Raw genomic sequence first — 22,648 nt, 5'->3', positions numbered from 1 at the left:
CCGTCCATTCAGGAGATGTACGGGGTACATCGTAGAACGAGCGGGGTCCGCCGTCGGTCGGTCGGTTGATCACACCGTCTCAACGGTCGCGGCAGCCGCCGACTTCGCCCACTTATAGTCGGCCTTGCCCGCGGGCGTGCGCTTCACCTCGTCGACGAACACGACGCTCCGCGGCACCTTGTAACCGGCGATCGTCTCCCGGCAGTGCTCCTGGAGCTCCGCCAACGACGGCTCGACCGCCCCCTCTTTGAGGCTGGCGACGGCGCCGACTCGCTGTCCGTACCGCTCGTCGGGGACTGGCACGACGAGTGCGTCGCCGATCGCAGGATGTCCGTGCAGCGCAGCCTCGACCTCTTCGGCGTACACCTTCTCGCCGCCCGAGTTGATGCATTGACTGCCTCGACCGAGGAACACGATGTGCTTGTCTTCGGTCACGTAGCCCATATCGCCGAGCACCGAGATCCGACGGCCGTCGGGCAGCGTCGGGAAGGTGCGCGCCGACTTCTCCGGGTCCTTGTAGTAACCGACCGGGACGTTGCCGACGCGAGCGATGAGGCCCGGCTCGTTCGGCGTGGTGATCTCGTTGAAGCGCTCGTCGACGACCATCATCTTGTCGGACGGCGGAACCGACAGATTGCCGTTCTCGTCCATCATGATCTCGCCGTCGTTACCCGACTCCGACGCACCGAAGTTGTCGCGCATCAGCAGGTCTGGCTTCACCGCCAGCATCCGGTCGCGAACGCTCTTGCTCCAGATCGCGCCGCCCGAGGTGATCGAGAACAGTGACGACATGTCGGTGGTGTCCTTCTGCTTCTCCAACTCCTCGACCAGTGGGATGCCCATCGCGTCGCCGACGATCAGAATGATCTGCGTCTGATCGCGCGGGATGTTCTCGATGATCTGTTTGGCATCGAAGTCGCGCTCCACGATCAGGCGGCTGCCGAGCGCGATGAACGTGAACAGCAGGTACGACGCAGCACCATGCATGAGGGGCGCCGCGATGAGCGCCGCGATCGACGGGAAGTTCTTCACCTCGCGCGTGATCTCGTCGAGGTCTTCGCGCGGGTCCCCGTACGGATTGCCACCGGAGATCGGCTTTCGGAAGAAGTCATCGTGACGCCACACGACGCCCTTCGGATAGCCCGTCGTGCCGCCCGTGTAGAGGACGTACCGCTCCTCGCCGGTGCGCGGCTCGAAGTCGCGCACCGTCGAAGCGCTCGTGTGCTCGGCGAAGTCGACGATCTCGACCCGTCGACCGCCGTCGAGGGCCGCGGCCGTCGCCGACAGTTCCTCGTCGAGGTCACCGATCACGAAGACGGTCTTCACCGAAGGGAGCTTCGGCAACAGCCGGGCGACAGCCTTCTGGTGTTCGGGCAGTTCCACGACGATCGCCGACGAATCCGAGTTCTCAAAGATGTATTCGAGCTCGGCATCGGTGTACCGGTAGTTGACGTTGATCGGGGCGGCCCGCACTTTGATGAGCCCGAGCAGACTGGTGACGTGCTCGACGCTGTTCTTGAGGAACAGCGCGACATGGTCATCGAGACCGATCCCATGCGTCGCGAACATGTGGCCGACCTGCGTGGTGAGGGCGTCCATCTGCGCATACGTGTAGTTGGTTCCCTCGTAGCTGAGAACGACGCGTTCGGGCACGGAGTCGGCGACGGTCTCGAACACGTCGGCGAGGTTGAACTTCATCTCGGTGTCTCCTTGATGGTGGCGGGGAGGTATGGGGTCAGAGGGTGAGGACGAGGCCCGACGTCGGAACGCCGGTTCCTGCGGTGACGATTGCTTTCGATGCTCCGTCGACCTGGTTGACGGAGTCGCCGCGGAGCTGACGCACGGCTTCGGCGATGCCATTCATCCCGTGGATGTAGGCCTCGCCGAGCTGTCCGCCGTGGGTGTTCAACGGCAGCCGCCCGCCCACTTCGAGCGCGCCAGGCTCGGACACGAAGTCCTTGGCTTCGCCGCGGCCGCAGAAGCCGAGCTCTTCCAATTGGATGAGCGTGTACGGGGTGAAGTGGTCGTAGAGGACGGCCAGATCCATGTCGTCCGGGCCCAGGCCCGACTGCTCCCACAGTTGGCGGCCGACGAGGCCCATCTCTTCGAGAGCGGGCAGGTCGTCTCGGTAGTAGCTGGTCATCATGAACTGGTCGCTTCCGCTTCCCGCCGCGGCGCCGGCGATCGACACCGGTGCCCGACGCAGGTCCTTGGCGCGTTCAGCCGAGACGACGACGATAGCCACACCGCCGTCGGACTCCTGGCAGCAGTCGAGAAGGTGCAGCGGTTCGGCGATGTAACGCGAGTTCTGGTGGTCCTCCAACGTGATGGGCTTCCCGTGGAAGAACGCCTTCGGGTTGACGGCCGCGTGCTTGCGGTCGACGACCGCGATCCGACCGAAATCTTCACTGGTCGCGCCGTACTCGTGCATATAGCGGGTGGCGGTCATCGCGACGAACGCGGCCGGTGTCGACAGACCGTGCGGATAGGAGAACGCGTTGTCGGTGCCCGATGAGTTCTCCTGGTTGGCGACCGCCGCGTTGACCTGCCCGAACCTGTTGCCCGACCGCTCGTTGAACGCACGGTAGGCCACCGCGACGTCGCAGACCCCGGTCGCGACGGCCATCGCCGCCTGTTGCACCGTCGAGCACGCTGCCCCGCCGCCGTAGTGGATACGGGAGAAATAGGTGAGGTGCGGGATCCCGACAGCACGGGCGACGGCGATCTCCATGTTGGTGTCCATGGTGAACGTGACGAGGCCGTCGACGTCCGACGCGGTGAGCCCGGCGTCGTCGAGTGCGGCGGTGATGGATTCGGCTGCCAGACGCAGTTCGCTGCGGCCCGAGTTCTTGGAGAAGTCGGTCGCGCCGATCCCAACGATCGACGCTTTCCCCGACAACGTGCGGTCAGTCATCACGCGTCCTCTTTCCTGGTGAAGACGACAGTGGAGATGACGTGCTTACCGAGCGAGTTGGTGCCGATCACGGCCACCGTCACCCGGTCGCCGTCTGCGCCGGCGGATTCGATCTCGGTGACCTCGCCGGTGAACGTCAACGTGTCGTAGGCGTACCACGGCACACCGAGTTTCAACGCGATCGATGCGATCTTCGCCTTCGGCCCCGCCCAGTCGGTGACGAAACGCTCCACCAGACCGGTGTCGCTGAGGATGTTGACGAAGATGTCCTTGGACCCCTTCTGATGCGCGAGGTCCCGGTCGTGGTGAACGTCTTGGAAGTCGCGCGTGGCGATCGCCGTCGACACTACGAACGTCGGGGTCGCGTCGATCCTCAAGGGGGTGAGCGTTGCACCCACCATCATCGTCGGTTCGCTCACCGGTCGCCTCCTTCGCTCGGCATGAATGCGTACAACGTCCACGCGGGATTGTCACCGTCTGCCGGGAAGTCAAGGAACTCGACATCGACCCGCAGCCCGATCCGCACGTCTGCGGGGTCGACGCCGCGCAGCTCACCGAGCATGCGGACGCCCTCGTCGAGTTCAACGAGGGCGACCACGAACGGCAACGACCGTCCGGGCACCTTCGGCGCATGGTGGACGACGTGGCTGTACACCGTTCCGCGACCAGACGCGACGCGGTAGTCGGTGGTACCGAACTCGCCGTCGTCGCCGCGCGGCTTCCAGGTGGCGGGGATCGGCGGATGCCGCAGCGAGCCGTCCTCGAGTTCCTGGATGCGGAGTTCGTGGTCGGCAACACCGGCCCAGAAGAACTCGGTGTCCCGCGAGGTGGTCGGGCGGATCAGCTTCGCGGGGTCGAGGTCGGGCCGGGGGTTCGCGGCTTTCGCCGTATCGGGCGCGAACTTGAGGATCCGGAAGTTCATCTCCGCGACGATCTCGCCGCTCGTTCCTCCAGATTCGCCCTTTGCCCCCGCCTTTCCTTCCGCCCCGTTCGCCAGCCGCCACGTGTTCTTCGTGGTGAAGAACCACCCGTCGCCGAGCGCGGTGTGCTTGGGGCCGACGATGTCGATGAGCTCGGCCGACAGGGTCACCTCGTCGCCAGGCGAGACGTATCGGTGGTAGACGGTGTCACAGTTCGTGGCGACGACGGACGTGTAGCCTGCGGCATCGAAGAGCGCGGTCGCCTGCCCCAACGGATCATCGTCGGTGCGGGCTCCGCGGAGCCCGCGCATCGTCCACACCTGAGCCATGGCTGGCGGTGCGACGACCCCGTCGTGTCCGGCGGCGCGCGCTGCGTCGTCGTCGACGTAGATCGGATTCGTATCGCCCATCGCCTCGACCCAGTTGTGGATCATCGGCCGGTTGATCGGGTCGCGCCCCGTGGTGGGTGCGCTCGCGCCTGCCGCTTTGATGGCGTCGGCCGCAGCGCGGATCTCGTCGTCCGTCGAATCGGGAGTGATCGTCCCGAACGCGGTCGTGCTCGCATTCGTCACAGTCACATTCGTCACGGGGTCACCTCTTCACTCGCGGCAAGCCGAGCCCGGCGGTGCCGATCATGTCTCGCATCACCTCGTTGACGCCGCCGCCGAAGGTGATGACCGCGTTGCGCTTGGCCATCATGTCGAGCCAGTCGGCGAGGTCGGCGGTCGCCGGATCGGTGAAGTCGCCGTAACGGCCGACGATGTCGTCGACCATTCGGTGGATGGTCTGGACGCGCTCGGTGGAGAACACTTTGGTGGCGGCCGCCGACGCCATCGAGATCTCTCCGCTGGAGGCGACCTGCCAGTTGAGCAGTTCGTTGAGGCGTTCGTAGGCGTCGATCTTCGCGAGGGTCCGACGTACGTCCGGTTCGTTGTCGACATCGTGGGCCTGCGCCCACTCGCGGACCTTGTCTGAGATCCCGCTGATCCGGCCCGACGGGCCGAGCATGACCCGCTCGTGGTTCAGCTGGGTGGTGATCAGCTTCCAGCCGTCGCCCTCGTCGCCTACCCGCATCGATACCGGGACCTTGACCCCGCTGTAGTAGGTGGCGTTCACGTGGTGGGCGCCGTCCGCGGTGATGATTGGCGTCCAGGAGAAGCCTGGATCACGAGTGTCGAGGATGAGGATCGTGATCCCCTTGTGCTTGGGCAGGTCCGGATCGGTCCGGCACGCGAGCCAGATGTAGTCGGCGTCGTGGCCGCCGGTGGTGAAGATCTTCTGTCCGTCGACGATGTAGTTCTCGCCGGTCTCGTCGAGCACGGCCTTCGTCGTCAGCGAGGCCAGGTCGGTTCCGGCGTCCGGCTCGGTGTAGCCGATCGCGAAGTGCACGTCACCTGCCAGGATCCGCGGCAGGAACATGTCCTTCTGTTCGGCGGTCCCGTACTTCTGCAGGGTCGGGCCGACGGTCTGCAGGGTGACTGACGGGAGCGGCACGTCTGCCCGGACCGCTTCGTTGGTGAAGATCTGCTGTTCGATCTCGCCGAAGCCGCGGCCACCGAATTCGCTCGGCCAGCCGACCCCGAGCCATCCGTCGGTGCCCATCTGCTTGATCACCTTGCGGTACGTGGGTCCGTGGCGTTCGGTCCTCATGGTCCGAGCGTCATCGTCGCTGATGAGGGTCGAGAAATAGGTGCGCAGCTCGTCGCGGAGCGCGAGCTGGTCGTCAGTGAGCGCTATGAACATGCGAGCACTCCTAGAGCGCGGTCTGCGCCGCCGACCAGTCGGGCGAGGTCTTTGGCGATGGAGAAGTAGCGGTGCAGCGGGTACGTCACGTCGACACCGATCCCGCCGTGCAGGTGTGTCATGGTCCGCATCGTGGCGGGCAGTTCGGCAGCGACGGTGTAGGCCGCGGTGGCGAGGTCCGTCGCCGCGTCACGTCCCTGCGCAAGCTCCCACGCGGCCGCGGTCGCGATCAGGTCGAGCGTCGCCGACACCACGTAGACATCGGCGAGCTGCTGTCCGACGGCTTGGAAGGCGGCGATCGGCTTTCCGAATTGGTGTCGTGTGCTGACGTGGTCGGCGGTGCGCGCGATGGCGCCCGCGAGCAGACCGGACGCGTACGCGGCGAGCAGCGAGCGGTAGACGTCGACGAGACGTGGCACGTCGTCGGCGAGGACTCGATCGGCGCGGGCGCCGTCGAAGCGGACCGAGCATTCGCCCCACCCGGACGACGACGTGGTCCGGGCGATCTGCACACCGTCGACGTCTGCGGCCACGACCGCGACGCCGCGGTCGGTCGTGACGAGGAGAGTGTCCGCCGTGTCGGCGTGCAGGACGCCGGTCTTGACACCGGTGACGACGCCGTCGGACAGTGTGGTCGTCTGCGGGTCGCCGAGCGCCGAACCTGGTTCGCCGATCGCGACCGCGACCGAACCGACATCGGAACGCACGACCAGTCCGGCGGCGAGTGTGCCGAGCAGCGGCGTGACGACTGCGTCGCGTCCGGCCCGGGTGACCAGCGGGCGCAACGAGTCGACGTCGAGGTCGTCACCGCCGTCGGCCTCCGGCAATGGCATCGCGACGAAGCCGGCCTCCTGGAACGCGCGCCATGCGTCCTCGTCATATCCGCTTCCCGCGAATCTGCTCTCCCAATCGGGTTCGAGACGTCGTACGACCTCGTCAGCAGCCTCGCCTACGGCCGCAGCCGCGGGGTCCAGGGTGAAATCCACCCGTGCCTCCAATCTGAATAACTAGAACTTGTTCTATTTGTATCAGATCGACAGTGCTGCTGGTCACTGGATCAGCCTCGCGGCAGACCTAGAATCCGTTCAGCCGCCGCGTTCTTGAGAATCTGCGTGGTACCGCCGGCGATTGACAGGCAGCGGTTGAGCAGAAGGAACTCCGTCGCCGGGGTCGCCGCAAGCGCTTCGACGCCAAGCAGGTCGGTCGCGAACTCCGGAACGGCTTGCCGATGAACCACACCGATCAGCTTCCGGACGCTCGATGTGGCGCCGGGATCGGTGCCCGACAGGCGTTGCACGACGGCGCGCGCATCCAGCACGCGACCGATGTGTGCGTCGGCGACGATCCCGCCGAGGAGCCGAGCCTGATCGTCGTCGAGCTCGACGCCGTCGATCTGCGACAGCAGTGCGTCGACCTCCTTGCCGAGCCCGGATCCGCCCATGGCGACGCGTTCGTTGGCGAGCGTCGTTCGGGCCAGTCGCCACCCGCCGTTGATCTCACCGACGACCATCTCGTCTGGCACGAAGACCCCGTCGAGGAATACCTCATTGAACATCGCGCGCCCGGTCAGTTCGCGCAGTGGCCGGATGTCGATACCCTCGGCTGCCATGTCGACGAGGAAGTAGGTGATGCCCTTGTGCTTGGGCACGTCGGAGTCGGTGCGCGCCAGGCACACCGCCCATTGCGACATGTGCGCCTCCGACGTCCAGATCTTCTGGCCGGAGAGCAGCCAGCCGCCATCGGTCCGCACCGCCTTGGTGCGCAACGACGCGAGGTCCGATCCGGCTTCGGGCTCGCTGAAGAGCTGACACCAGCGGATGTCGCCTGCCAGCGTCGGCGCAACGAACTTCTCACGCTGTGCGTCCGTGCCGTGTTCGAGGATCGTGGGCAACGCCCACCCGGCGATGACGAGGTCGGGCCGGACGACGCCGACACTGTCGAGTTCGGCGTCGATCAGCAGCTGAAGGGCCGGCCCCGCACCGAGCCCGTAGGGCTCCGGCCAGTGGGGGGCCAGCAGTCCGGTGCGCGCGAGGGCCGACCGCTTCTCCGCCTCGGGGGCGGCGGCCACCTCGCGCGCGGCCGCCGCGATCTCCGCGCGACGCGATTCCACTGAGCCGAGGTCCAGCGAGAATTCGCGGCGCGCACCGGCGCGTCCCAGCTGCGCCAGCTCGGTCCGCGCTGTCTTCCCCTGCCCGAGGATCATGCGCGCGGCCAGCGCGGACCGCAGGTAGAGGTGGGCGTCGTGCTCGAAGGTGAAGCCGATGCCGCCGAGAACCTGAATCGCGTCCTTCGTATTGGCGGGAGCAAGGTCGGCGACGAGGACGGCCGCCGCGAGACGGCTCAGTCGCACCTGTTCGCGGTCAGCGGAGTCGAGCGCCGACGCCAAGTCCCAGGTGGCGGCGGCAAGCTGTTCGCTGCGGCACAGCATGTCTGCACAGATCTGCTTGATCGCCTGGAACGATCCGATCGGAGCGCCGAACTGGGTCCGCACCTTCGCATAGTCGACCGCGACGTCGAGCGCATGGCGTGCCACTCCGGCCTGATAGGCGGCGATGCCGAGTGTGAGAACCGCGACGAATGCCTCGCCGTCGACCAGTTCGACGACGGTCGCGGCGTCGACGCCGGACAACCGCACTCGACGCGGGACAGCGGTGCCGTCGAGCGGGCCGACCATCTCGGCGACGTCGGCCGTCACCGTCGCGGCGTCGATCAGGCACCAGCGCGGGCCGCCGTCGTCAGCGGCGAGCGGCACCGCGACCCACCCGTCGTCCACCCACCCGGGCACCGGCCCGAGGTCGACGACGCCGTCGACCATCGTCAACGGTTGTCCCGAGGCGATCGCGGCCGCCGGAGCGACTGCCGGTCGTTCGCCCGCGAGCAGCGACGACGCGTGGGGCGACTCCTGCTTGGCTGCGGCATACGCCGCGGCGACGGACGCCGCGAGCGGACCCGGCACGAGCGACGCACCGCAGGCCTCCACCATCACCGCGACGTCGACGAAGGTTCCGCCTGCGCCGCCGCGAGAGTCGTCGATGGCGGCCGCGAAGATGCCGAGTTCGCCGAGCTCGGCGAAGAGCGCACGCCAGGACGGGCCCGCACCGTCTACGTCGGCCCGCACCGCGTCGACCACCGATTTCGCTCTCGCCCACTCGGTTACACTGTCGTACACAGCAAGCTGGTCGGATGAGGTGGCGATTGTCACGGGCGTTTCCTCTGCGTTTCTGTTGATGCAGCCAATTAGAACCTGTTCTAATGACACCTAGGGTGTACACCATCCAAGTGCCGCTGCCAACCAGCGGCCACCCGACATCCGAGGAGGACGCCGCGCATGGCAGGTCCGGCCAGCACCACGAGCGAGACTGACGCACCAGCGCCCCCGCCCGCCGCCACCCCGACGTCGGGCGCCGAGGTCGGATCGGCCGCCCAGCGGGAACGGCGCCGTCGAATTCTCGATGCGACACTCGCGCTCGCATCCAAAGGCGGCTACGACGCGGTTCAGATGCGTGCTGTCGCAGAGAAGGCAGACGTGGCCGTCGGAACGCTCTACCGCTACTTCCCGTCCAAGGTCCACCTTCTGGTGACCGCCTTGGCGCGCGAGCTCGAGCGCGTCGAGGGTCGCGTCGATCGAACCCAGCTGCCGGGTGACGACTCGATGGAACGACTACGTCATGTCCTCAACATGATCACGTTCGCGATGCAGCGGGACCCGTTGTTGACTGAGGCCATGACGCGCGCGTTCATGTTCGCCGACGCGTCGGCGACCGTAGAGGTCGACCGAGTCGCCGTCACGATCGACCGACTCCTCGCAGGCGCGATCCTCGAACCGTCAGACCCCGGCGAGCCGTCGGAACAGGATTTGGCCATCGCTCGGGTCATCTCGGACGTGTGGATGTCGAACCTCGTCCAATGGCTCACCCGCCGAGTCTCGGCGACCGACGTCACGAACCGGATGGAGCTGACCGTCCGCCTCCTCCTCGACAAGTAGACGACGCCGAAGAGCCTCAAGCAGGCGAGCGTCAAGCAGGCGCGTTGAGGTCCTTGGCGATGGACGGCCACGTCGTGTGCAGGTCGCGCTGCCAGTACTCCCAGGAGTGCGTCCCGGTCGGTCGCGTGGTGACCGTCGAGTCGACGCCCGCCTTGTCGAGTGCCTGCCTCATCTGCTGCGTGCAGCTGTTGACCACGCCTTCGATCGCCCCTCCCATGAGGACCTGATCGAGGAGCACAGCCGGATCGCCGTTGATCAGACGCGCGCTCGGCACGTCGTACCGTCCGGGCAGGCCGGTGCCGCTGGTCATGTAGACCTTGACGCCTTTGAGCTTGTCGGCGTGCAGGTATGGGTCGTTCGCTTTCCAGCCCGGACCGTCGAGCGGACCCCACATGTTGGTGATGTCGCCGCGGCCACGGTCACCGACCACGGTCCGGATGTACGCCTGCCCCAGCGGATCGCTGGTGCGAGCGCACCCGCTGTACGCCGCGACGGAGCGGTAGAGGTCGGGTGCGGCGATCGCGAGATTGAACACTGAGGTTCCCGCCATCGAGATGCCCGCGATGGCGTTGGCGCCGGTGGTGTCGAACGCCTTGTCGACGAGCGGCGGCAGTTCGGTCGTGAGGAACGTCTGCCACTTGTTGCGCCCGAGCACCGGATCGTCCTTCTGCCAGTCGGTGTAATACGAGAACGCACCACTGTTGGGCGTGACGACGTTGACGTGCTTGTCGGCGAAGAACGCCTTGTAGTCGGTCTTCGCCTTCCACGTGGCCGAGTCTTCGCCACCACCCGCTCCGTTGAGGAGATACAGGACCGGGGCGGGACGCGTCCGATCGTCCGGACGCAGCACGGTGAGCGAGATGTTCCGCCCCATCGACGCCGAGTACACCTCAAGGAGTGCCTCGCGAGGCGTGACGGCGGTGGTCGAGATGATGCGGGACGGCAGTTGCGCCGTCGCCGGGATACGCGGCGTCGTCGACGCCGGCTCGGCGAACGCGGTGCCCGCTCCAGAGCATGCCGCGACGGCAACAGAGAGTGCGGCGACCCCACGCACGACAGACACTCGCATCATTAACCCCATCAGTCTCTTTAGAAACAACTGCCACAGCAGTCTAGCGCGTTCGGACCTGATTCGGGAATCGGAAGCAGCACCCCAAACCGGGCAACACGACGCCGTCCGACCATTGCGATGCATGAAGTCACACGGTGGGCGAGTAGCCTGCCTACAGTCATCAAACGCGCCCGCGCGCGCCCCCGAAGGACGAGACGGACCGCTACACCTATGTCAGATAAAGCAGGCGACCTCACCGAAGAGAAGGTCGAGACCCCGGTACAGGCCAAGCCCGCCAAGAAGGACCGGCACCTCTATCAGATCGACTTCGTCCGACTGGTCACATTCGCCGGAGTGATTCTCGACCACGTGATCTTGGGCATGGTCCCTTACACGGCGGTCATCGCGCAGGGTGTCGGGCTGATGCTCCGCTACACGCGCTACTGCTTCTTTGCGCTCACCGGCTTCGTGCTGACGTACCAATACCGGAACCGCGACCTTCACGCTCCGACGTTCTGGCGCAAGCGGTACAAACTGATCGGCCTGCCGTTCCTGGTCTGGTCGCTGTTCTATTGGCTGAAGGGGCACTACGACTCCGGCGGGGTCGACGCGGTCACCGGAATCTTTTCCAGTGCCCACGACGTCGGACTCGCATTGAAGAGCATCGGTTACGACCTCATCACCGGACATGCCGCATACCACCTGTACTTCATGTCGGTGAGTATGCAGATCTACCTGGTGTTCCCGGCTGTCCTGTGGATGATGAAGCGAACGTGGGGCTACCACCGTTATCTGCTGGCACTGAGCGCACTCGTCCAAGCGTGGTTCATGTACCAGATGGTGCGCGGTGCCCCGACGGCATTGTTCGAGTCAGGCGTCCTGGGTGCGCTGTGGCGCTATTTGCCGGTCACGATCCTGCCGTACCAGTTCTTCATCTTCGCGGGCTGTCTGGCCGCCTACCACTTCGAGGCGTTCACCGGTTTCATGAAGCGGTGGCGCTGGTTCATCGTTGGCGCGGGTCTCGCGACGATCATCACCACGCTGGTCTACTTCGCCCGCAAGGCGAACATCGCGACCGGTATGGAAGATCCGGCCGCGGGCACCGAGGAGATGTTCCGTGCGACGAACGTTTTCATGCTGCACAACGTTTTCGCGCTGCTGTCGATCATCTGCATTCTGTACATTCTCGGCACTGTCTGGCAGTCGCGCCGGACGCCGGGTTCGGTTCCGGACACGATCCTGCGCAAGGGCTCGGACCGGTCGTACGGCATCTATCTCGCGCACGTCTTCGTGCTGTCGGAGGTCATGAGCACGACACGTCAGTGGATCGACCTCAGCCAGTTCTGGATGATCTTCTTTACCTATCTGATCACCATCATCCTGACGGTGGCGCTGGTGGAGACGTTGCGTCGAAGCCCAGTCAGTCTCATCACGACAGGCCGTGAGCGTGAGGACTGGCGTCAGCAGCGTCCGTTCGAGTCGGCCCTCGTAGCCGCGGGCGGCATCGCGTTCGGCCTCGCCCTGCGGTTCTGGGGCAATACGTCGATCGGCTCGCTCATCGCTGCGATCGGCGCACTACTCCTCTTGTCGGCGGCGGTTGTCGCTTACCGCCAACTGTCGGAGACACGCGAGCAACGTGCTGCCGATATCGCAGCGGCTCGCGCTTCGGACGCCCCGTCGCAAGTCAACGAACTCGACGACCCGGTGACCGATGCGCCGGTCGAGCAGGACGCGGAGGCGGGGACGTCGGATCGCGGTCCGCGGGTCTGACGGCCACACACCTCGACCAGAAGACGCTCCGTCCGCCGATCTGTTCCACTTAGTGGTCCAGATCGGCGGACGGAGCGTTTTTCGGTCTTGTCCGACGTTCTCAGAGCATGGCGTTGATGACGAGGTTCGCGACGCCATCCTTGCCCGAGTCGGTCGGGTGGTAGGGCGGACTGCCGGGGAAGCCTTGCAGCCAAGGATCGGCCGAGCACACAGTGTGCGCCTTACCCGCCTGGGACGGCTGGACGAGGACCGAGCCGGTCGCGCGTGCGGCCTGTGCGGTGGCCGCGGCCAACGAGTCCGCGACGAGTCCCGCTTCGGCGATCTCCCACGGTGCCAGCGGCAGCTTCGGGCAGGCGATGTCGGCAACGGAGACGACCGGCGGATAGTCGACGAGAACGACTTTCGCCTTGGGTGCGCGGGCCTTCACCTCGCGCACGATCGTCTCCATTCGGCGCTCGACGGAGGCGAACGACTCGGGGACCGGCATAGGCGACGCCACCCGGTTGGCGTTGCAGCGCAACGGGCGTTTGCCGGCCATCGCGAGGTTCACACAGCTCTGTACGCCGAGCCGACCGATGTAACCGACGTCGTTGCCGCCAGTGGTGATGGTGACGACTTGCGTGTCGGAGGTGACGGCATCGATCTGAGCGGGTTTGTGATGCCTCTTCGACGGCGTGAGGATCTCCGACGAGGTCGACCCCGCGCAGGTGACGTCGACGAGCCGGTACCCGAGAGCGTCGGCGACCCGGTTGGGGTAGTTGTCATTGCTGCGGCCACAGTTGCTGGGACCGCGTTTGTTCGATTCTGGACCCGACGCGAACGAACTGCCCATCGCGACATATCGGGGTTTGTCGGCAGGCGAGTTCTTGGCAGCCATCGACGGTTCGGCTACGGTGCTTCCACCCGCGTCCCGCGCTGTCGCGATCGCCACGCCGAGGCCCGCCACGACCGCCATCGTGATGATGACGATCAGGACGCGCGACAACGGGATTCGAGACGAGGCCATGAGTTGTAGTTTCACATAGGAACCTGTGAACATGCCGAATCCGCTGGACCTTCCGCGTGTGATGTTCGACCAGTACTCGAGGCGCGGACAACTCCCCCACCACGACCGCTCCACGGAGCCACGAAACCTACACCTCTCGCGGGCTGCGCCTCCCGATAGAGCATTGACATGCCCGCGCGGTGTTGGTTCGTCACCTGGCGCTCCTCGCTGTCGAGCATCCACAAAAGGTTTCGTCCGAGAGTTGAGACCACATAGTGGTCTCAGCCTCTCGGACGAAAGAGAATCAGTGGCGTCTCGCCTAAGCTCAGCCCTGGGGCGGGCCGTAGTTCGGCGGCTGCTGACCGTAGTTCGGGCCCTGCGGCGGTACTGGCGGGAAGCCGCCCTGCTGCTGCCCCGGAGCCGGCTGGCCCGGCTGCGGCTGACCTGACTGGGGCTGACCGAAGCCCGCCTGCGGCGGGGCGCCGAATTGCTGCTGCGGGCCACCGAAGCCCGGACCCGCAGGCCGCGACGAGGTTCCGAACTTTTCGGGGGCCACCGTCATGAGCACAGCAAGCGCGCCTGCGACGAGAGCGACCAAGGAGAACACCAGGGTCAACCACAGCCCGTAACCGGCACTGACGTCGGCTCCGCCTTCATCCATATCGCTCATGTCTCCACCGAATGCGCTGAGCGGGTTGGCAACGAACACGATGGTCGCGATCGTCGTCGCCAACCCAGCTACGGCGACGATGATCGATCCGATTCCGGGGAACCGACGAGCCGCGATCAACGCACCACCGACGATGAGCAAGACGCCGAAGATGATCGTCCAAACAGCGGGCGAGCCCGGCCCGTCGTCGGACCCTTCCGCGAACCCTTCATCGGCGCTCTTCCGCACCTCATCCGCGATAGAGTCAGGCATGCCACCGGGCAGGTCGACATCGACGTCGGTCGCATAGCTGCCGACGCCGTTGATCGACAGCTCCATGTTCATCGACATCGTGCCGGTGCCTGGAATCGACTGCGACGACGACACGTTGACCGACAACCAGTTCAAAAAGCTGAAGATGATCAGCAGGGCGCCGACGACTGCGGCGCCGACACCGACCAGCAGGCTCTTCTGGTTCGGCGCTGCCGTCGGGGCGAGAATCGCCCGTTGCACAGAAAGCTGCCCATTCTGCCCTGCAGTCGCAGGCGCACCGGGAAACGGCGGCTGCTGCCCAAAGTTGGGCGGCGGCTGGTTCGGCGGTCCGTATGTCATGGTTCGTCTCCCGACTCATTGTTCACGATCGGCCGGATCGGCCGGATCTTCGCAAGTGAATCCTAAACATACGAACGACCACTCAGTCGGACCACCGTCATTTGTACGGTCCACCGCCGTCCGCGGACTACGACGAACGGCCGACGGGATGTACCCGTCGGCCGTTCGTCGTAGATCTTTTCCGAGTCGAATCGGCTAGGCGTCGTCGCCGGTGCCGACCGACTTGGTCAACTCGACCGCGTCGTCCGGAATGTCACGCGGCTTCTCCGAACCAGTGAAGGTGAAGTTGGCGTCCTCGCCCTCTCCCTCGCCGTCCCAGTTCTCGACGTCGACCAGGATGATCTGGCCCGCCTTGACCTCGTCGAACAGGATCTTCTCGGAGAGCTGGTCCTCGATCTCGCGCTGGATGGTGCGACGCAGCGGACGCGCCCCCAGCACTGGATCGAAACCGCGCTTGGCGAGCAGACTCTTGGCCTTCTCCGTCACCTCGATCGCCATGTCCTTGTTCTTCAGCTGCGTCTCGACGCGGCCGATCATCAGATCGACCATCTGCAGAATCTCGTCCTTCTTCAGCTGATGGAACACGATCACATCGTCGATACGGTTCAGGAACTCGGGGCGGAAATGTTTCTTCAGCTCGTCGTTGACCTTCTGCTTCATCCGCTCGTAGTTGTTGCCGCTACCGTCGTCGTTGCTGAAGCCCATGCCGACGGCCTTCGAGATGTCACCAGTGCCCAAGTTGGACGTGAAGATCAGCACCGTGTTCTTGAAGTCGACTGTGCGTCCCTGACCGTCGGTGAGACGGCCATCCTCGAGAACCTGCAACAAGGTGTTGTAGATCTCCGGGTGCGCCTTCTCGATCTCGTCGAACAGGACCACGGAGAACGGCTTGCGGCGGACCTTCTCGGTCAGCTGGCCGCCCTCGTCGTAGCCGACGTATCCGGGAGGGGCACCGAACAGGCGCGACGCGGTGAACCGGTCGTGGAACTCGCCCATGTCGATCTGGATGAGCGCGTCGTCCTCGCCGAACAGGAAGTTCGCGAGCGCCTTCGACAACTCGGTCTTACCGACACCGGACGGGCCGGCGAAGATGAACGAGCCCGACGGACGCTTCGGGTCCTTCAAACCGGCGCGCGTACGACGGATCGCCTTCGAGACGGCCCTAACGGCGTCTTCCTGGCCGATGATCCGCTTGTGCACCTCGTCTTCCATGCGGAGCAGACGCTTGGTCTCCTCCTCGGTGAGCTTGAAGACGGGGATACCGGTCCAGTTGCCGAGGACCTCGGCAATCTGCTCGTCGTCGACCTCGGCGACGACGTCGAGGTCGCCGGCACGCCACTGCTTCTCCCGCTCAGCGCGCTCGGCGACGAGCTTCTTCTCCTTGTCGCGGAGGCTTGCGGCCTGCTCGAAGTCCTGCGCATCGATCGCCGACTCCTTCTCCTTGCGCGCGTCGGCGATGCGATCGTCGAATTCGCGCAGGTCTGGCGGAGCGGTCATCCGGCGGATGCGCATGCGCGCGCCCGCCTCGTCGATGAGGTCGATCGCCTTGTCCGGCAGGAACCGGTCGTTGATGTACCGGTCGGCCAGCGATGCGGCTGCGGCGAGCGCACCGTCGGTGATGGACACCTTGTGGTGCTGCTCGTACCGGTCGCGAAGACCCTTGAGGATCTCGATGGTGTGCTCGACCGACGGCTCGCCAACCTGCACCGGCTGGAAACGACGCTCCAGAGCCGCATCCTTCTCGATGTACTTGCGGTACTCGTCGAGGGTGGTGGCTCCGATGGTCTGCAGTTCGCCGCGGGCCAGCTTCGGCTTCAAGATGCTGGCAGCGTCGATGGCACCCTCGGCCGCACCCGCGCCGACGAGCTGATGCAGCTCGTCGATGAACAGGATGATGTCGCCGCGAGTGTTGATTTCCTTGAGGACCTTCTTGAGACGCTCCTCGAAGTCACCGCGGTACCGGCTGCCTGCGACCAGCGAACCCAGGTCGAGCGTGTACAACTGCTTGTCCTTGAGGGTCTCGGGAACGTCGCCCGCAACGATGGCCTGCGCGAGACCTTCGACGACCGCGGTCTTGCCGACGCCCGGCTCACCGATGAGGACCGGGTTGTTCTTGGTACGACGCGAGAGGACCTGCATGATCCGCTCGACCTCTTTCTCGCGCCCGATGACGGGATCGAGTTTGCCCTCCGACGCTGCGGTCGTCAGGTTTCGGCCGAACTGATCGAGGACGAGCGACGTCGACGGGGTGCCCGAGTCGGACGAACGTCCGCCGGTGCCTGCAGTCTCCGCCTCCTTGCCCTGGTAGCCCGACAACAATTGGATGACCTGTTGACGGACCCGGTTGAGGTCGGCGCCCAGCTTGACGAGCACCTGCGCGGCGACGCCTTCGCCCTCGCGGATCAGCCCGAGCAGGATGTGCTCGGTGCCGATGTAGTTGTGGCCCAACTGCAGCGCCTCACGCAGGCTCAGTTCGAGGACCTTCTTGGCGCGCGGGGTGAACGGGATGTGACCGGACGGAGCCTGCTGGCCCTGACCGATGATCTCCTCCACCTGGCTGCGCACGGCCTCGAGTGAGATGCCGAGCGACTCGAGCGCCTTCGCCGCCACGCCTTCACCCTCATGGATGAGGCCCAGCAGGATGTGCTCGGTGCCGATGTAGTTGTGGTTGAGCATCCGCGCTTCTTCTTGCGCCAGGACGACAACCCGGCGTGCGCGGTCGGTGAACCGTTCGAACATTGTTCTCCCTCGATAGCTTGCGCCCCGGTCGTTGCCGCGCAGCCGCGGCAGAGTATGACGACCAGCCCTACGTCCACTCTAGTGGTCGCGGCGAGCCGACCGCGCATTACTCCGGTCTCGGGCGGATGCCGTCGACCACGATGGGGGTCTGAGGTTGACAACGCTGCACGCAGGAATGATGTTCCCGACCGACTACGCCGTGAGCGAACGTCGCTCAATGCACTGTCATCGGTCGCGGATTCCCCGGACCGGATCACCGAGCACGGCGCGGAGCGCGGACATGATGACGCTTCTCCTGCGCGCCCGCGGCAGCGCCGCGTGATTGACTGACCGTATGCCGATCCAGTCCCGTTTCCGCCGTCGCCCGCTCGGCATGGGCGCCGTCGCCGCCATCGGCTCGGCCGCCCTCGTCATCACTGCGGGCCTCGTACTGGGGCAGCCGGCCGAGGCCGAGATCGCCGGAGGTCACGGCATTCTGAACGGCTACGCGTCGACGCCGGAGACCGCGTGGACCCTCGATGACCAGTCGCTGCCCGGACTCACCGGCGACGGCGACATCGAGGTCGCCGACACCTCGGGCGACGACTGGCTCGTCGCCTACACCGCGGGCATCCGCCGCGTATACGTGCTCGTCGACGCCGACACCGGCGAGCTCCGGTGGGACACTCCCGTCAACGCCGGATTCGGCGCGTGCGCGTTCGACGAGTCGGGTGACATCGGATGCGCGGTGCGGACGCGAACCGACGGACCCGACAACGGCTTCTTCCTCGTCGACCACCAATCCGGCCACCTGGATCTGATGTCACGTGGCTCGGACACCGCCCACCTCATCGGGATCGACTCCGATTACATCCACGTGAACGACAGCGGGTACGGCGTATCGCGCCGCTCCCCGTCGGGCGACGAAGAGTGGAGCCGTACCTTCGCCTCGTCGGCGACGCCGACCGTCTCGGACGGCGTCCTCGTCGTCACGACCTCGGATGGGGCCCGGTTCGTCCTCGACCCGGAGACCGGAGAGGACGTCGTCGCGTGCCAGGACTGCGAGGTGACGACGTACCCGACCGGCCTCGTCGTCTCACGCAGCCACGACGGAACCAACACGCTCGACTTCTATCGCGTCTCCAACGGTGTCGTCGACGCCGATCGCGTCCGGAGCGCCGACGGCCTGCAGTTGGTGCCCGGCCCGTCGATGCTGCCCGTCGTGACAGCGGCAGGCGACACGGTCCTCGACTCCCACGGCCGATACCAGATCCTCGACCCGGGAACGGGCCGCGCCGCGTGGGAGGTGTCGGACGCTGAACTGTCCAAAGTCCACACCCGCCCGTGCGGACCGCAGGTGTCGTTCGCCCGGAAAGACCGCTCGCGCGTATTCTTCACACTCGCCGACGGCACTCGGGTCGGCGAGCTACCCGAACCCGCGTTCGGTCACCCGGAGGCCGACATCGACATTCTGTCGTGCGTCGGAGCCTCCGACCAGATCGCAGTCTTCGGCAACAACAGTCAGCTGACCGGGTTCCGCCCGGCCACCGGCGAGCAGGCGTGGACGTTCCCCATCAATGGCGACGCGTCCGTCATCGACGGCCGGATCGTCCTGGTCCAGGGGTCGACGCTCAGCGTGCTCAGATAGTGCTCGCGGCCCGGATCACGTCGACGAACGGTGTCTGCGCGGCCCCGCCACGCAGATCAGTTAGTTCGGTCGACGACGAGTCGAGTGCGCCGTTGGCCGCACCCGCGTCCGCATCGGAGACGATCTCGGCCGCACTCTCGGGCAGGCCGGCGTCGATCAGCGCCGCTTTGTAGTCGGCCACCGGAATGTCCTGATAGCGGACTGGCTTGCCGGCAATCTCGCCGAACACTGCGGCGATGTCGGTGTACGTCAGATGCTCGGATCCGGCCAGCTCGTACACGCGTCCGGGCTCCGGTGCGATGACAGCGGCAGCGGCCGCATCCGCATAGTCGGCGCGTGCGGCAGGCGCCACGGTCGCCGCGCCCGCGGCTCCGTAGAAGACCCCACCGTCGATGGCCGACGCGGCGGAGCCCGCGTAGTTCTCCGAGTACCAACCGTTGCGCAGGATCACATGATCGACCCCACTGTCGGCGAGATACGCCTCGGTCTCGCGGTGTTCGCCTGCGAGGAGCAGTGGTGACGTATCCGCGCCGAGCAGGCTCGTGTAGGCGGCGAACCCGACACCTGCCTTCTTCGCGGCGTCGATGACATTGCGGTGCTGGGGGGTGCGTCGCCCAACCTCTGACCCCGACACGAGGAGGAGTCGGTCCACTCCGGCGAGGGCGGTGACCAGGGTGTCGAACTGCTCGTAGTCGGCGATCCGGACTGCGACGCCGGACTCCGCGAGCGGAGCGGCCTTCGCTTCGCTACGTGCGATCGCGACGATGTCGCTCGGGGCGACGCCACGGGCGATGAGCGCGGCGATGGCTGCGCTGCCGAGGCCGCCGGTCGATCCGGTGACTGCATACGTGGTCATGAGGTTCTCCTTCGATCGGGTGAGCTGCCACTACGATCATGCACTTACTTTTTCGATAGTGCAATGATTTATATCAGCACGCGCGGAATTGTGGGTGTAGCGTGGTTGCTATGACCGCTTCACTCCCGTCCGACGACGTCGACCCGACGTTGGAGCCGGACGTGTTCTCACGCGCATGCGCGTCGCGGGGCGTGCTGCAAGACGCGACGAGCAGGTGGGGGCTCCTCGCCCTCGTGGCCCTACGCGAGGGCGAACTCCGCTTCAGCGCACTCCGTCGTCGCGTCGACGGCGTCAGCGAACGAATGCTGTCGTCGACCCTGCAGTCACTCGAACGCGACGGCTTCGTCGTTCGTGAAGTGCTGCAAGCGATCCCGCCGCGAGTCGAGTACTCGCTAACCGACTTAGGGGCCGACGTCGCGGAGCGACTCGAAGGACTGATCGAGCTCGTCGAAGGCCACCTGCCGGATGTCGAGCAGGCCCGCGAGGCGTACGACGCGAGATAGATCGTCGGTCAGCGAGAAGAACGCTCGAAGAAGGCTCGCAGGGCCTTCGAGTACATGGCGACGTCGTCGACGCCCATCAGTTCACGGCAACTGTGCATGGCGAGCTGCGGAGCGCCGACATCGACAGTCAGCAGTCCGGTGCGGGTCGCAGTGAGCGGGCCGATCGTCGAACCGCAGGGCAGGTCGGCGCGATGGACGTACCGCTGCAACGGGACGTCGGCGTCACGGCACGCCATTGCGAACTCGGCTTCACCTGTCGCGTCCGAGGCGTACCGAAGATTCTGGTTCACTTTGAGGACCGGTCCACCGTTCACGGCGACCTGGTGGCCAGGCTCGTGCCGGTCCGGAAAGTTGGGGTGAGTGGCGTGTGCCATGTCGCCGGACGCACAGACGCTGGCCGCCATGATCTGCAGGAACTCGTCCCGGCCGCCGCCGTTTACGGCGACGAGTCGCTCCAACACGGTGACGAGGAAATCACTTGAGGCCCCCCGCTCGGAGCCCGAGCCGACTTCTTCGTGGTCGAACAGGGCGAGCACGGTCACGTTCTCGCTCTGGTGTGCGTCGAGCAGCGCCCGTAGTCCCGAATAGCAGGTGCCCTGATTGTCCAGGCGTGGCGCACTGAGGAATTCGCCTGCACCGCCGATTATGCGCGACGGCGTCACGTCGTGCGCCATCAGTTCCCAGCCCAGGACTGCAGCCGGATCGACGCCTGCCCGCTCGGCGACGACCGTGATGATTGAGGCCTCGTCGTCGAGACTCCACAGCGCGTCGACGTGCCGCTGCGGGTCGAGATGCACCCCTTTGCGGTCTTCGGACAGGTGGATCGCGAGTTGCGGGACACGCAGGATCGGGTCGTCGATCTCGACCAGCGCGTGCGCGACGGACGAGCCGTCGGCGTAGGCGATCCGACCGGAGAGTCCGAGGTCGCGGTCGAGCCACGAGTTGAGCCAGGCGCCGCCGTACGGCTCCAACGCGACTGTCGACAGCCCTGCGGCACGACGGTCCGGATGCTGTTTGAGGCGAAGGTTTGGGCTGTCGGTGTGACCTCCGACGATACGGAACGGCGCGTTCCCCGACTGCCGGAGCATGTCGACGGCAGACGCGTCCCACGCGATGATCGACCCGCCGCGCACCACGTAGCCGCGCCGAGCGTCGGCGGACCACGGACGGTTCTCGAAGACTCGCGTGTAACCCGCGTCGTCGAGGGTCGTCGCGACCGTCGCGCACACATGGAACGGCGACGGCGAGGCGTCGATGAACTCGCCGAGGCCGACCGCGTTCGCCGTCGTCGTCATGCTGGTCAGACGGCTGCGACGACCGCGTCGAGTGCCGAATAGAAGAGCCCCAGACCGTCGTCGGACGGTCCGGTCAGCGCCTCGATCGAATGCTCGGGGTGCGGCATGAGGCCGACGACCCGACCGTTGGCGCTGGAGATCCCCGCGATGTCGAGCTGCGAGCCGTTCGGGTTGTCGCCCGCATAGGTGAACACGATGCGACCCTCGCCTTGGAGTTCAGTGAGGGTCTCGTCGGATGCGACGTAGCGCCCCTCCCCCGACTTGAGGGGAATCAGGATCTCGGCGCCAGCGTCGAAGCGGCTCGTCCATGCGGTGACGTTCGACTCGACGCGCAGCCACTGGTCGCGGCACACGAAGTGCAGTCCCTCGTTGCGGGTCAGCGCCCCCGGCAGCAGTCCGGCTTCGCACAGGATCTGGAAGCCGTTGCAGATCCCGAGGACCGGCATACCCTTCGCGGCGGCGGACACCACTTCGCCCATCACCGGAGCGAACTTAGCGATGGCTCCGGTCCGCAGATAGTCACCGTACGAGAAGCCACCGGGGACGACGACGGCGTCGACGCCTTTGAGGTCGGCGTCGCCGTGCCATAGTTCGACGGCTTCACCCCCGGCGAGGCGAACCGCGCGCGCCGCGTCGACATCGTCGAGCGTGCCGGGAAACGTGATGACTCCGATTCGTGCGGTCATTTCCGTCGTCACTCCGCCGCGCGGGAGACGGTGAAGTTCTCGATGACCGTGTTGGTCAGGAGATCTTCGGCGATGCGCTCGAGGTCGGCGTCACCGACCGAGTCGTCGACCTCCAACTCGAACCGCTTGCCTTGCCGGACATCTGCGACGCCCGCGAATCCGAGACGCCCCAGCGCGCCGACGATCGCCTGCCCTTGCGGATCCAGAATCTCGGCCTTGGGCATGACATCGACCACTACACGTGCCATCAGGCAACCGCTCCTTCGGTGAGAAAGTCCTACGGCCGTATCGTACCCGGCCGTAGGCCTTTCAC

General features: G+C 65.9%; 19 protein-coding genes. 4 read left to right on the top strand and 15 right to left on the bottom strand.

Translation table 11 applies throughout. The annotated features are described in order from the left end of the window. Positions 1–69 precede the first annotated feature (69 nt). From MP11Mi_RS09470 to MP11Mi_RS09440, 7 genes are all read right to left on the bottom strand, one after another. The gene (locus MP11Mi_RS09470; RefSeq protein WP_420038686.1) at positions 70–1,698 is read right to left on the bottom strand and encodes an AMP-binding protein; all 1,629 of its coding nucleotides are present in this window, start codon (positions 1,696–1,698) and stop codon (positions 70–72) included. Between the two features lie 37 nt (positions 1,699–1,735). Further along, positions 1,736–2,914, bottom strand: coding sequence for a lipid-transfer protein (locus tag MP11Mi_RS09465; RefSeq protein WP_420038685.1), 1,179 nt, complete (start codon positions 2,912–2,914; stop codon positions 1,736–1,738). Further along, positions 2,914–3,318, bottom strand: a complete 405-nt coding sequence (locus tag MP11Mi_RS09460) for a MaoC family dehydratase (protein WP_420042061.1) — start codon at positions 3,316–3,318, stop codon at positions 2,914–2,916. Before MP11Mi_RS09460 ends, MP11Mi_RS09465 begins: the two co-directional genes overlap by 1 nt. Before the next feature lie 11 nt (positions 3,319–3,329). Beyond that, positions 3,330–4,412: a bifunctional MaoC family dehydratase N-terminal/OB-fold nucleic acid binding domain-containing protein gene (locus MP11Mi_RS09455; RefSeq protein WP_420042060.1), complete on the bottom strand. Its 1,083-nt coding sequence runs from the start codon at positions 4,410–4,412 to the stop codon at positions 3,330–3,332. Between the two features lie 13 nt (positions 4,413–4,425). Next, positions 4,426–5,577 carry an acyl-CoA dehydrogenase family protein gene (locus tag MP11Mi_RS09450; protein WP_420038684.1) on the bottom strand — a complete coding sequence of 384 codons (1,152 nt, stop codon included), beginning with the start codon at positions 5,575–5,577 and terminating at the stop codon, positions 4,426–4,428. Then, on the bottom strand, positions 5,568–6,563 hold the full coding sequence (locus MP11Mi_RS09445; protein WP_420038683.1) for an acyl-CoA dehydrogenase family protein: 996 nt from the start codon (positions 6,561–6,563) through the stop codon (positions 5,568–5,570). The genes MP11Mi_RS09450 and MP11Mi_RS09445 overlap by 10 nt, the downstream gene beginning before the upstream one ends. A 71-nt stretch (positions 6,564–6,634) precedes the next feature. Further along, on the bottom strand, positions 6,635–8,779 hold the full coding sequence (locus MP11Mi_RS09440) for an acyl-CoA dehydrogenase (protein ID WP_420038682.1): 2,145 nt from the start codon (positions 8,777–8,779) through the stop codon (positions 6,635–6,637). A 126-nt stretch (positions 8,780–8,905) separates the two neighbouring features. On the opposite strand from MP11Mi_RS09440, the gene kstR reads away from it, so the two are divergent. Then, a complete protein-coding gene (gene kstR, locus MP11Mi_RS09435; RefSeq protein ID WP_420038681.1) occupies positions 8,906–9,562 on the top strand; it encodes a cholesterol catabolism transcriptional regulator KstR in 657 nt (218 codons plus the stop codon). Between the two features lie 31 nt (positions 9,563–9,593). Here kstR and MP11Mi_RS09430 read toward each other — a convergent pair whose 3' ends face one another. Continuing rightward, positions 9,594–10,634, bottom strand: coding sequence for an alpha/beta hydrolase (locus tag MP11Mi_RS09430; RefSeq protein ID WP_420038680.1), 1,041 nt, complete (start codon positions 10,632–10,634; stop codon positions 9,594–9,596). 210 nt (positions 10,635–10,844) lie between these two features. Here MP11Mi_RS09430 and MP11Mi_RS09425 point away from each other — a divergent pair, with 210 nt between their 5' ends. Then, the gene (locus MP11Mi_RS09425; protein WP_420038679.1) at positions 10,845–12,383 is read left to right on the top strand and encodes an acyltransferase; all 1,539 of its coding nucleotides are present in this window, start codon (positions 10,845–10,847) and stop codon (positions 12,381–12,383) included. A 100-nt stretch (positions 12,384–12,483) separates the two neighbouring features. Here the strand turns inward: MP11Mi_RS09425 and MP11Mi_RS09420 are convergent, their stop codons facing one another. The 3 genes from MP11Mi_RS09420 to MP11Mi_RS09410 form a co-directional block, all read right to left on the bottom strand. Then, on the bottom strand, positions 12,484–13,389 hold the full coding sequence (locus tag MP11Mi_RS09420) for an SGNH/GDSL hydrolase family protein (RefSeq protein WP_420038678.1): 906 nt from the start codon (positions 13,387–13,389) through the stop codon (positions 12,484–12,486). Between the two features lie 304 nt (positions 13,390–13,693). Then, a complete protein-coding gene (locus MP11Mi_RS09415; RefSeq protein ID WP_420038677.1) occupies positions 13,694–14,629 on the bottom strand; it encodes a hypothetical protein in 936 nt (311 codons plus the stop codon). Between the two features lie 195 nt (positions 14,630–14,824). Then, positions 14,825–17,368: an ATP-dependent Clp protease ATP-binding subunit gene (locus MP11Mi_RS09410; RefSeq protein WP_420038676.1), complete on the bottom strand. Its 2,544-nt coding sequence runs from the start codon at positions 17,366–17,368 to the stop codon at positions 14,825–14,827. 334 nt (positions 17,369–17,702) lie between these two features. Between MP11Mi_RS09410 and MP11Mi_RS09405 the strand changes: the two genes are divergently transcribed. After that, positions 17,703–18,995 carry an outer membrane protein assembly factor BamB family protein gene (locus MP11Mi_RS09405; RefSeq protein WP_420038675.1) on the top strand — a complete coding sequence of 431 codons (1,293 nt, stop codon included), beginning with the start codon at positions 17,703–17,705 and terminating at the stop codon, positions 18,993–18,995. Here MP11Mi_RS09405 and MP11Mi_RS09400 read toward each other — a convergent pair. Continuing rightward, complete coding sequence (locus MP11Mi_RS09400; RefSeq protein ID WP_420038674.1) at positions 18,988–19,851, bottom strand: NAD(P)H-binding protein; 864 nt, start codon at positions 19,849–19,851, stop codon at positions 18,988–18,990. The genes MP11Mi_RS09405 and MP11Mi_RS09400 overlap by 8 nt on opposite strands. 110 nt (positions 19,852–19,961) lie before the next feature. Between MP11Mi_RS09400 and MP11Mi_RS09395 the strand changes: the two genes are divergently transcribed. Then, positions 19,962–20,354, top strand: coding sequence for a winged helix-turn-helix transcriptional regulator (locus tag MP11Mi_RS09395; protein WP_420038673.1), 393 nt, complete (start codon positions 19,962–19,964; stop codon positions 20,352–20,354). A gap of 8 nt (positions 20,355–20,362) precedes the next feature. On the opposite strand, the gene MP11Mi_RS09390 is transcribed toward MP11Mi_RS09395, so the two are convergent. The 3 genes from MP11Mi_RS09390 to purS are packed head-to-tail and all read right to left on the bottom strand — an operon-like array spanning position 20,363 to position 22,583. After that, positions 20,363–21,649 (bottom strand): M18 family aminopeptidase, encoded by a 1,287-nt coding sequence (locus MP11Mi_RS09390; protein ID WP_420038672.1) that lies wholly within the window; start codon positions 21,647–21,649, stop codon positions 20,363–20,365. Positions 21,650–21,654: 5 nt separating this feature from the next. Then, on the bottom strand, positions 21,655–22,335 hold the full coding sequence (gene purQ, locus MP11Mi_RS09385; RefSeq protein WP_420038671.1) for a phosphoribosylformylglycinamidine synthase subunit PurQ: 681 nt from the start codon (positions 22,333–22,335) through the stop codon (positions 21,655–21,657). 8 nt (positions 22,336–22,343) lie between these two features. Further along, the gene (gene purS, locus MP11Mi_RS09380) at positions 22,344–22,583 is read right to left on the bottom strand and encodes a phosphoribosylformylglycinamidine synthase subunit PurS (protein WP_420038670.1); all 240 of its coding nucleotides are present in this window, start codon (positions 22,581–22,583) and stop codon (positions 22,344–22,346) included. Between the last annotated feature and the right edge of the window lie 65 nt (positions 22,584–22,648).

The sequence above is a fragment of the Gordonia abscondita genome (genome assembly GCF_032711245.1).
GTDB lineage: Bacteria > Actinomycetota > Actinomycetes > Mycobacteriales > Mycobacteriaceae > Gordonia.
This window is presented reverse-complemented; position numbering and strand designations above follow the sequence as displayed.

Excerpts from the sequence above, each read along its gene's own strand:
- MP11Mi_RS09470 (WP_420038686.1), bottom strand. The coding sequence starts at position 1,698 with ATGAAGTTCAACCTCGCCGACGTGTTCGAGACCGTCGCCGACTCCGTG.
- MP11Mi_RS09465 (WP_420038685.1), bottom strand. The coding sequence starts at position 2,914 with ATGACTGACCGCACGTTGTCGGGGAAAGCGTCGATCGTTGGGATCGGC.
- MP11Mi_RS09460 (WP_420042061.1), bottom strand. The coding sequence starts at position 3,318 with ATGATGGTGGGTGCAACGCTCACCCCCTTGAGGATCGACGCGACCCCG.
- MP11Mi_RS09450 (WP_420038684.1), bottom strand. The coding sequence starts at position 5,577 with ATGTTCATAGCGCTCACTGACGACCAGCTCGCGCTCCGCGACGAGCTG.
- kstR (WP_420038681.1), top strand. The coding sequence starts at position 8,906 with ATGGCAGGTCCGGCCAGCACCACGAGCGAGACTGACGCACCAGCGCCC.
- MP11Mi_RS09430 (WP_420038680.1), bottom strand. The coding sequence starts at position 10,634 with ATGATGCGAGTGTCTGTCGTGCGTGGGGTCGCCGCACTCTCTGTTGCC.
- MP11Mi_RS09425 (WP_420038679.1), top strand. The coding sequence starts at position 10,845 with ATGTCAGATAAAGCAGGCGACCTCACCGAAGAGAAGGTCGAGACCCCG.
- MP11Mi_RS09420 (WP_420038678.1), bottom strand. The coding sequence starts at position 13,389 with ATGGCCTCGTCTCGAATCCCGTTGTCGCGCGTCCTGATCGTCATCATC.
- MP11Mi_RS09415 (WP_420038677.1), bottom strand. The coding sequence starts at position 14,629 with ATGACATACGGACCGCCGAACCAGCCGCCGCCCAACTTTGGGCAGCAG.
- MP11Mi_RS09410 (WP_420038676.1), bottom strand. The coding sequence starts at position 17,368 with ATGTTCGAACGGTTCACCGACCGCGCACGCCGGGTTGTCGTCCTGGCG.
- MP11Mi_RS09405 (WP_420038675.1), top strand. The coding sequence starts at position 17,703 with ATGCCGATCCAGTCCCGTTTCCGCCGTCGCCCGCTCGGCATGGGCGCC.
- MP11Mi_RS09400 (WP_420038674.1), bottom strand. The coding sequence starts at position 19,851 with ATGACCACGTATGCAGTCACCGGATCGACCGGCGGCCTCGGCAGCGCA.
- MP11Mi_RS09395 (WP_420038673.1), top strand. The coding sequence starts at position 19,962 with ATGACCGCTTCACTCCCGTCCGACGACGTCGACCCGACGTTGGAGCCG.
- MP11Mi_RS09390 (WP_420038672.1), bottom strand. The coding sequence starts at position 21,649 with ATGACGACGACGGCGAACGCGGTCGGCCTCGGCGAGTTCATCGACGCC.
- purQ (WP_420038671.1), bottom strand. The coding sequence starts at position 22,335 with ATGACCGCACGAATCGGAGTCATCACGTTTCCCGGCACGCTCGACGAT.
- purS (WP_420038670.1), bottom strand. The coding sequence starts at position 22,583 with ATGGCACGTGTAGTGGTCGATGTCATGCCCAAGGCCGAGATTCTGGAT.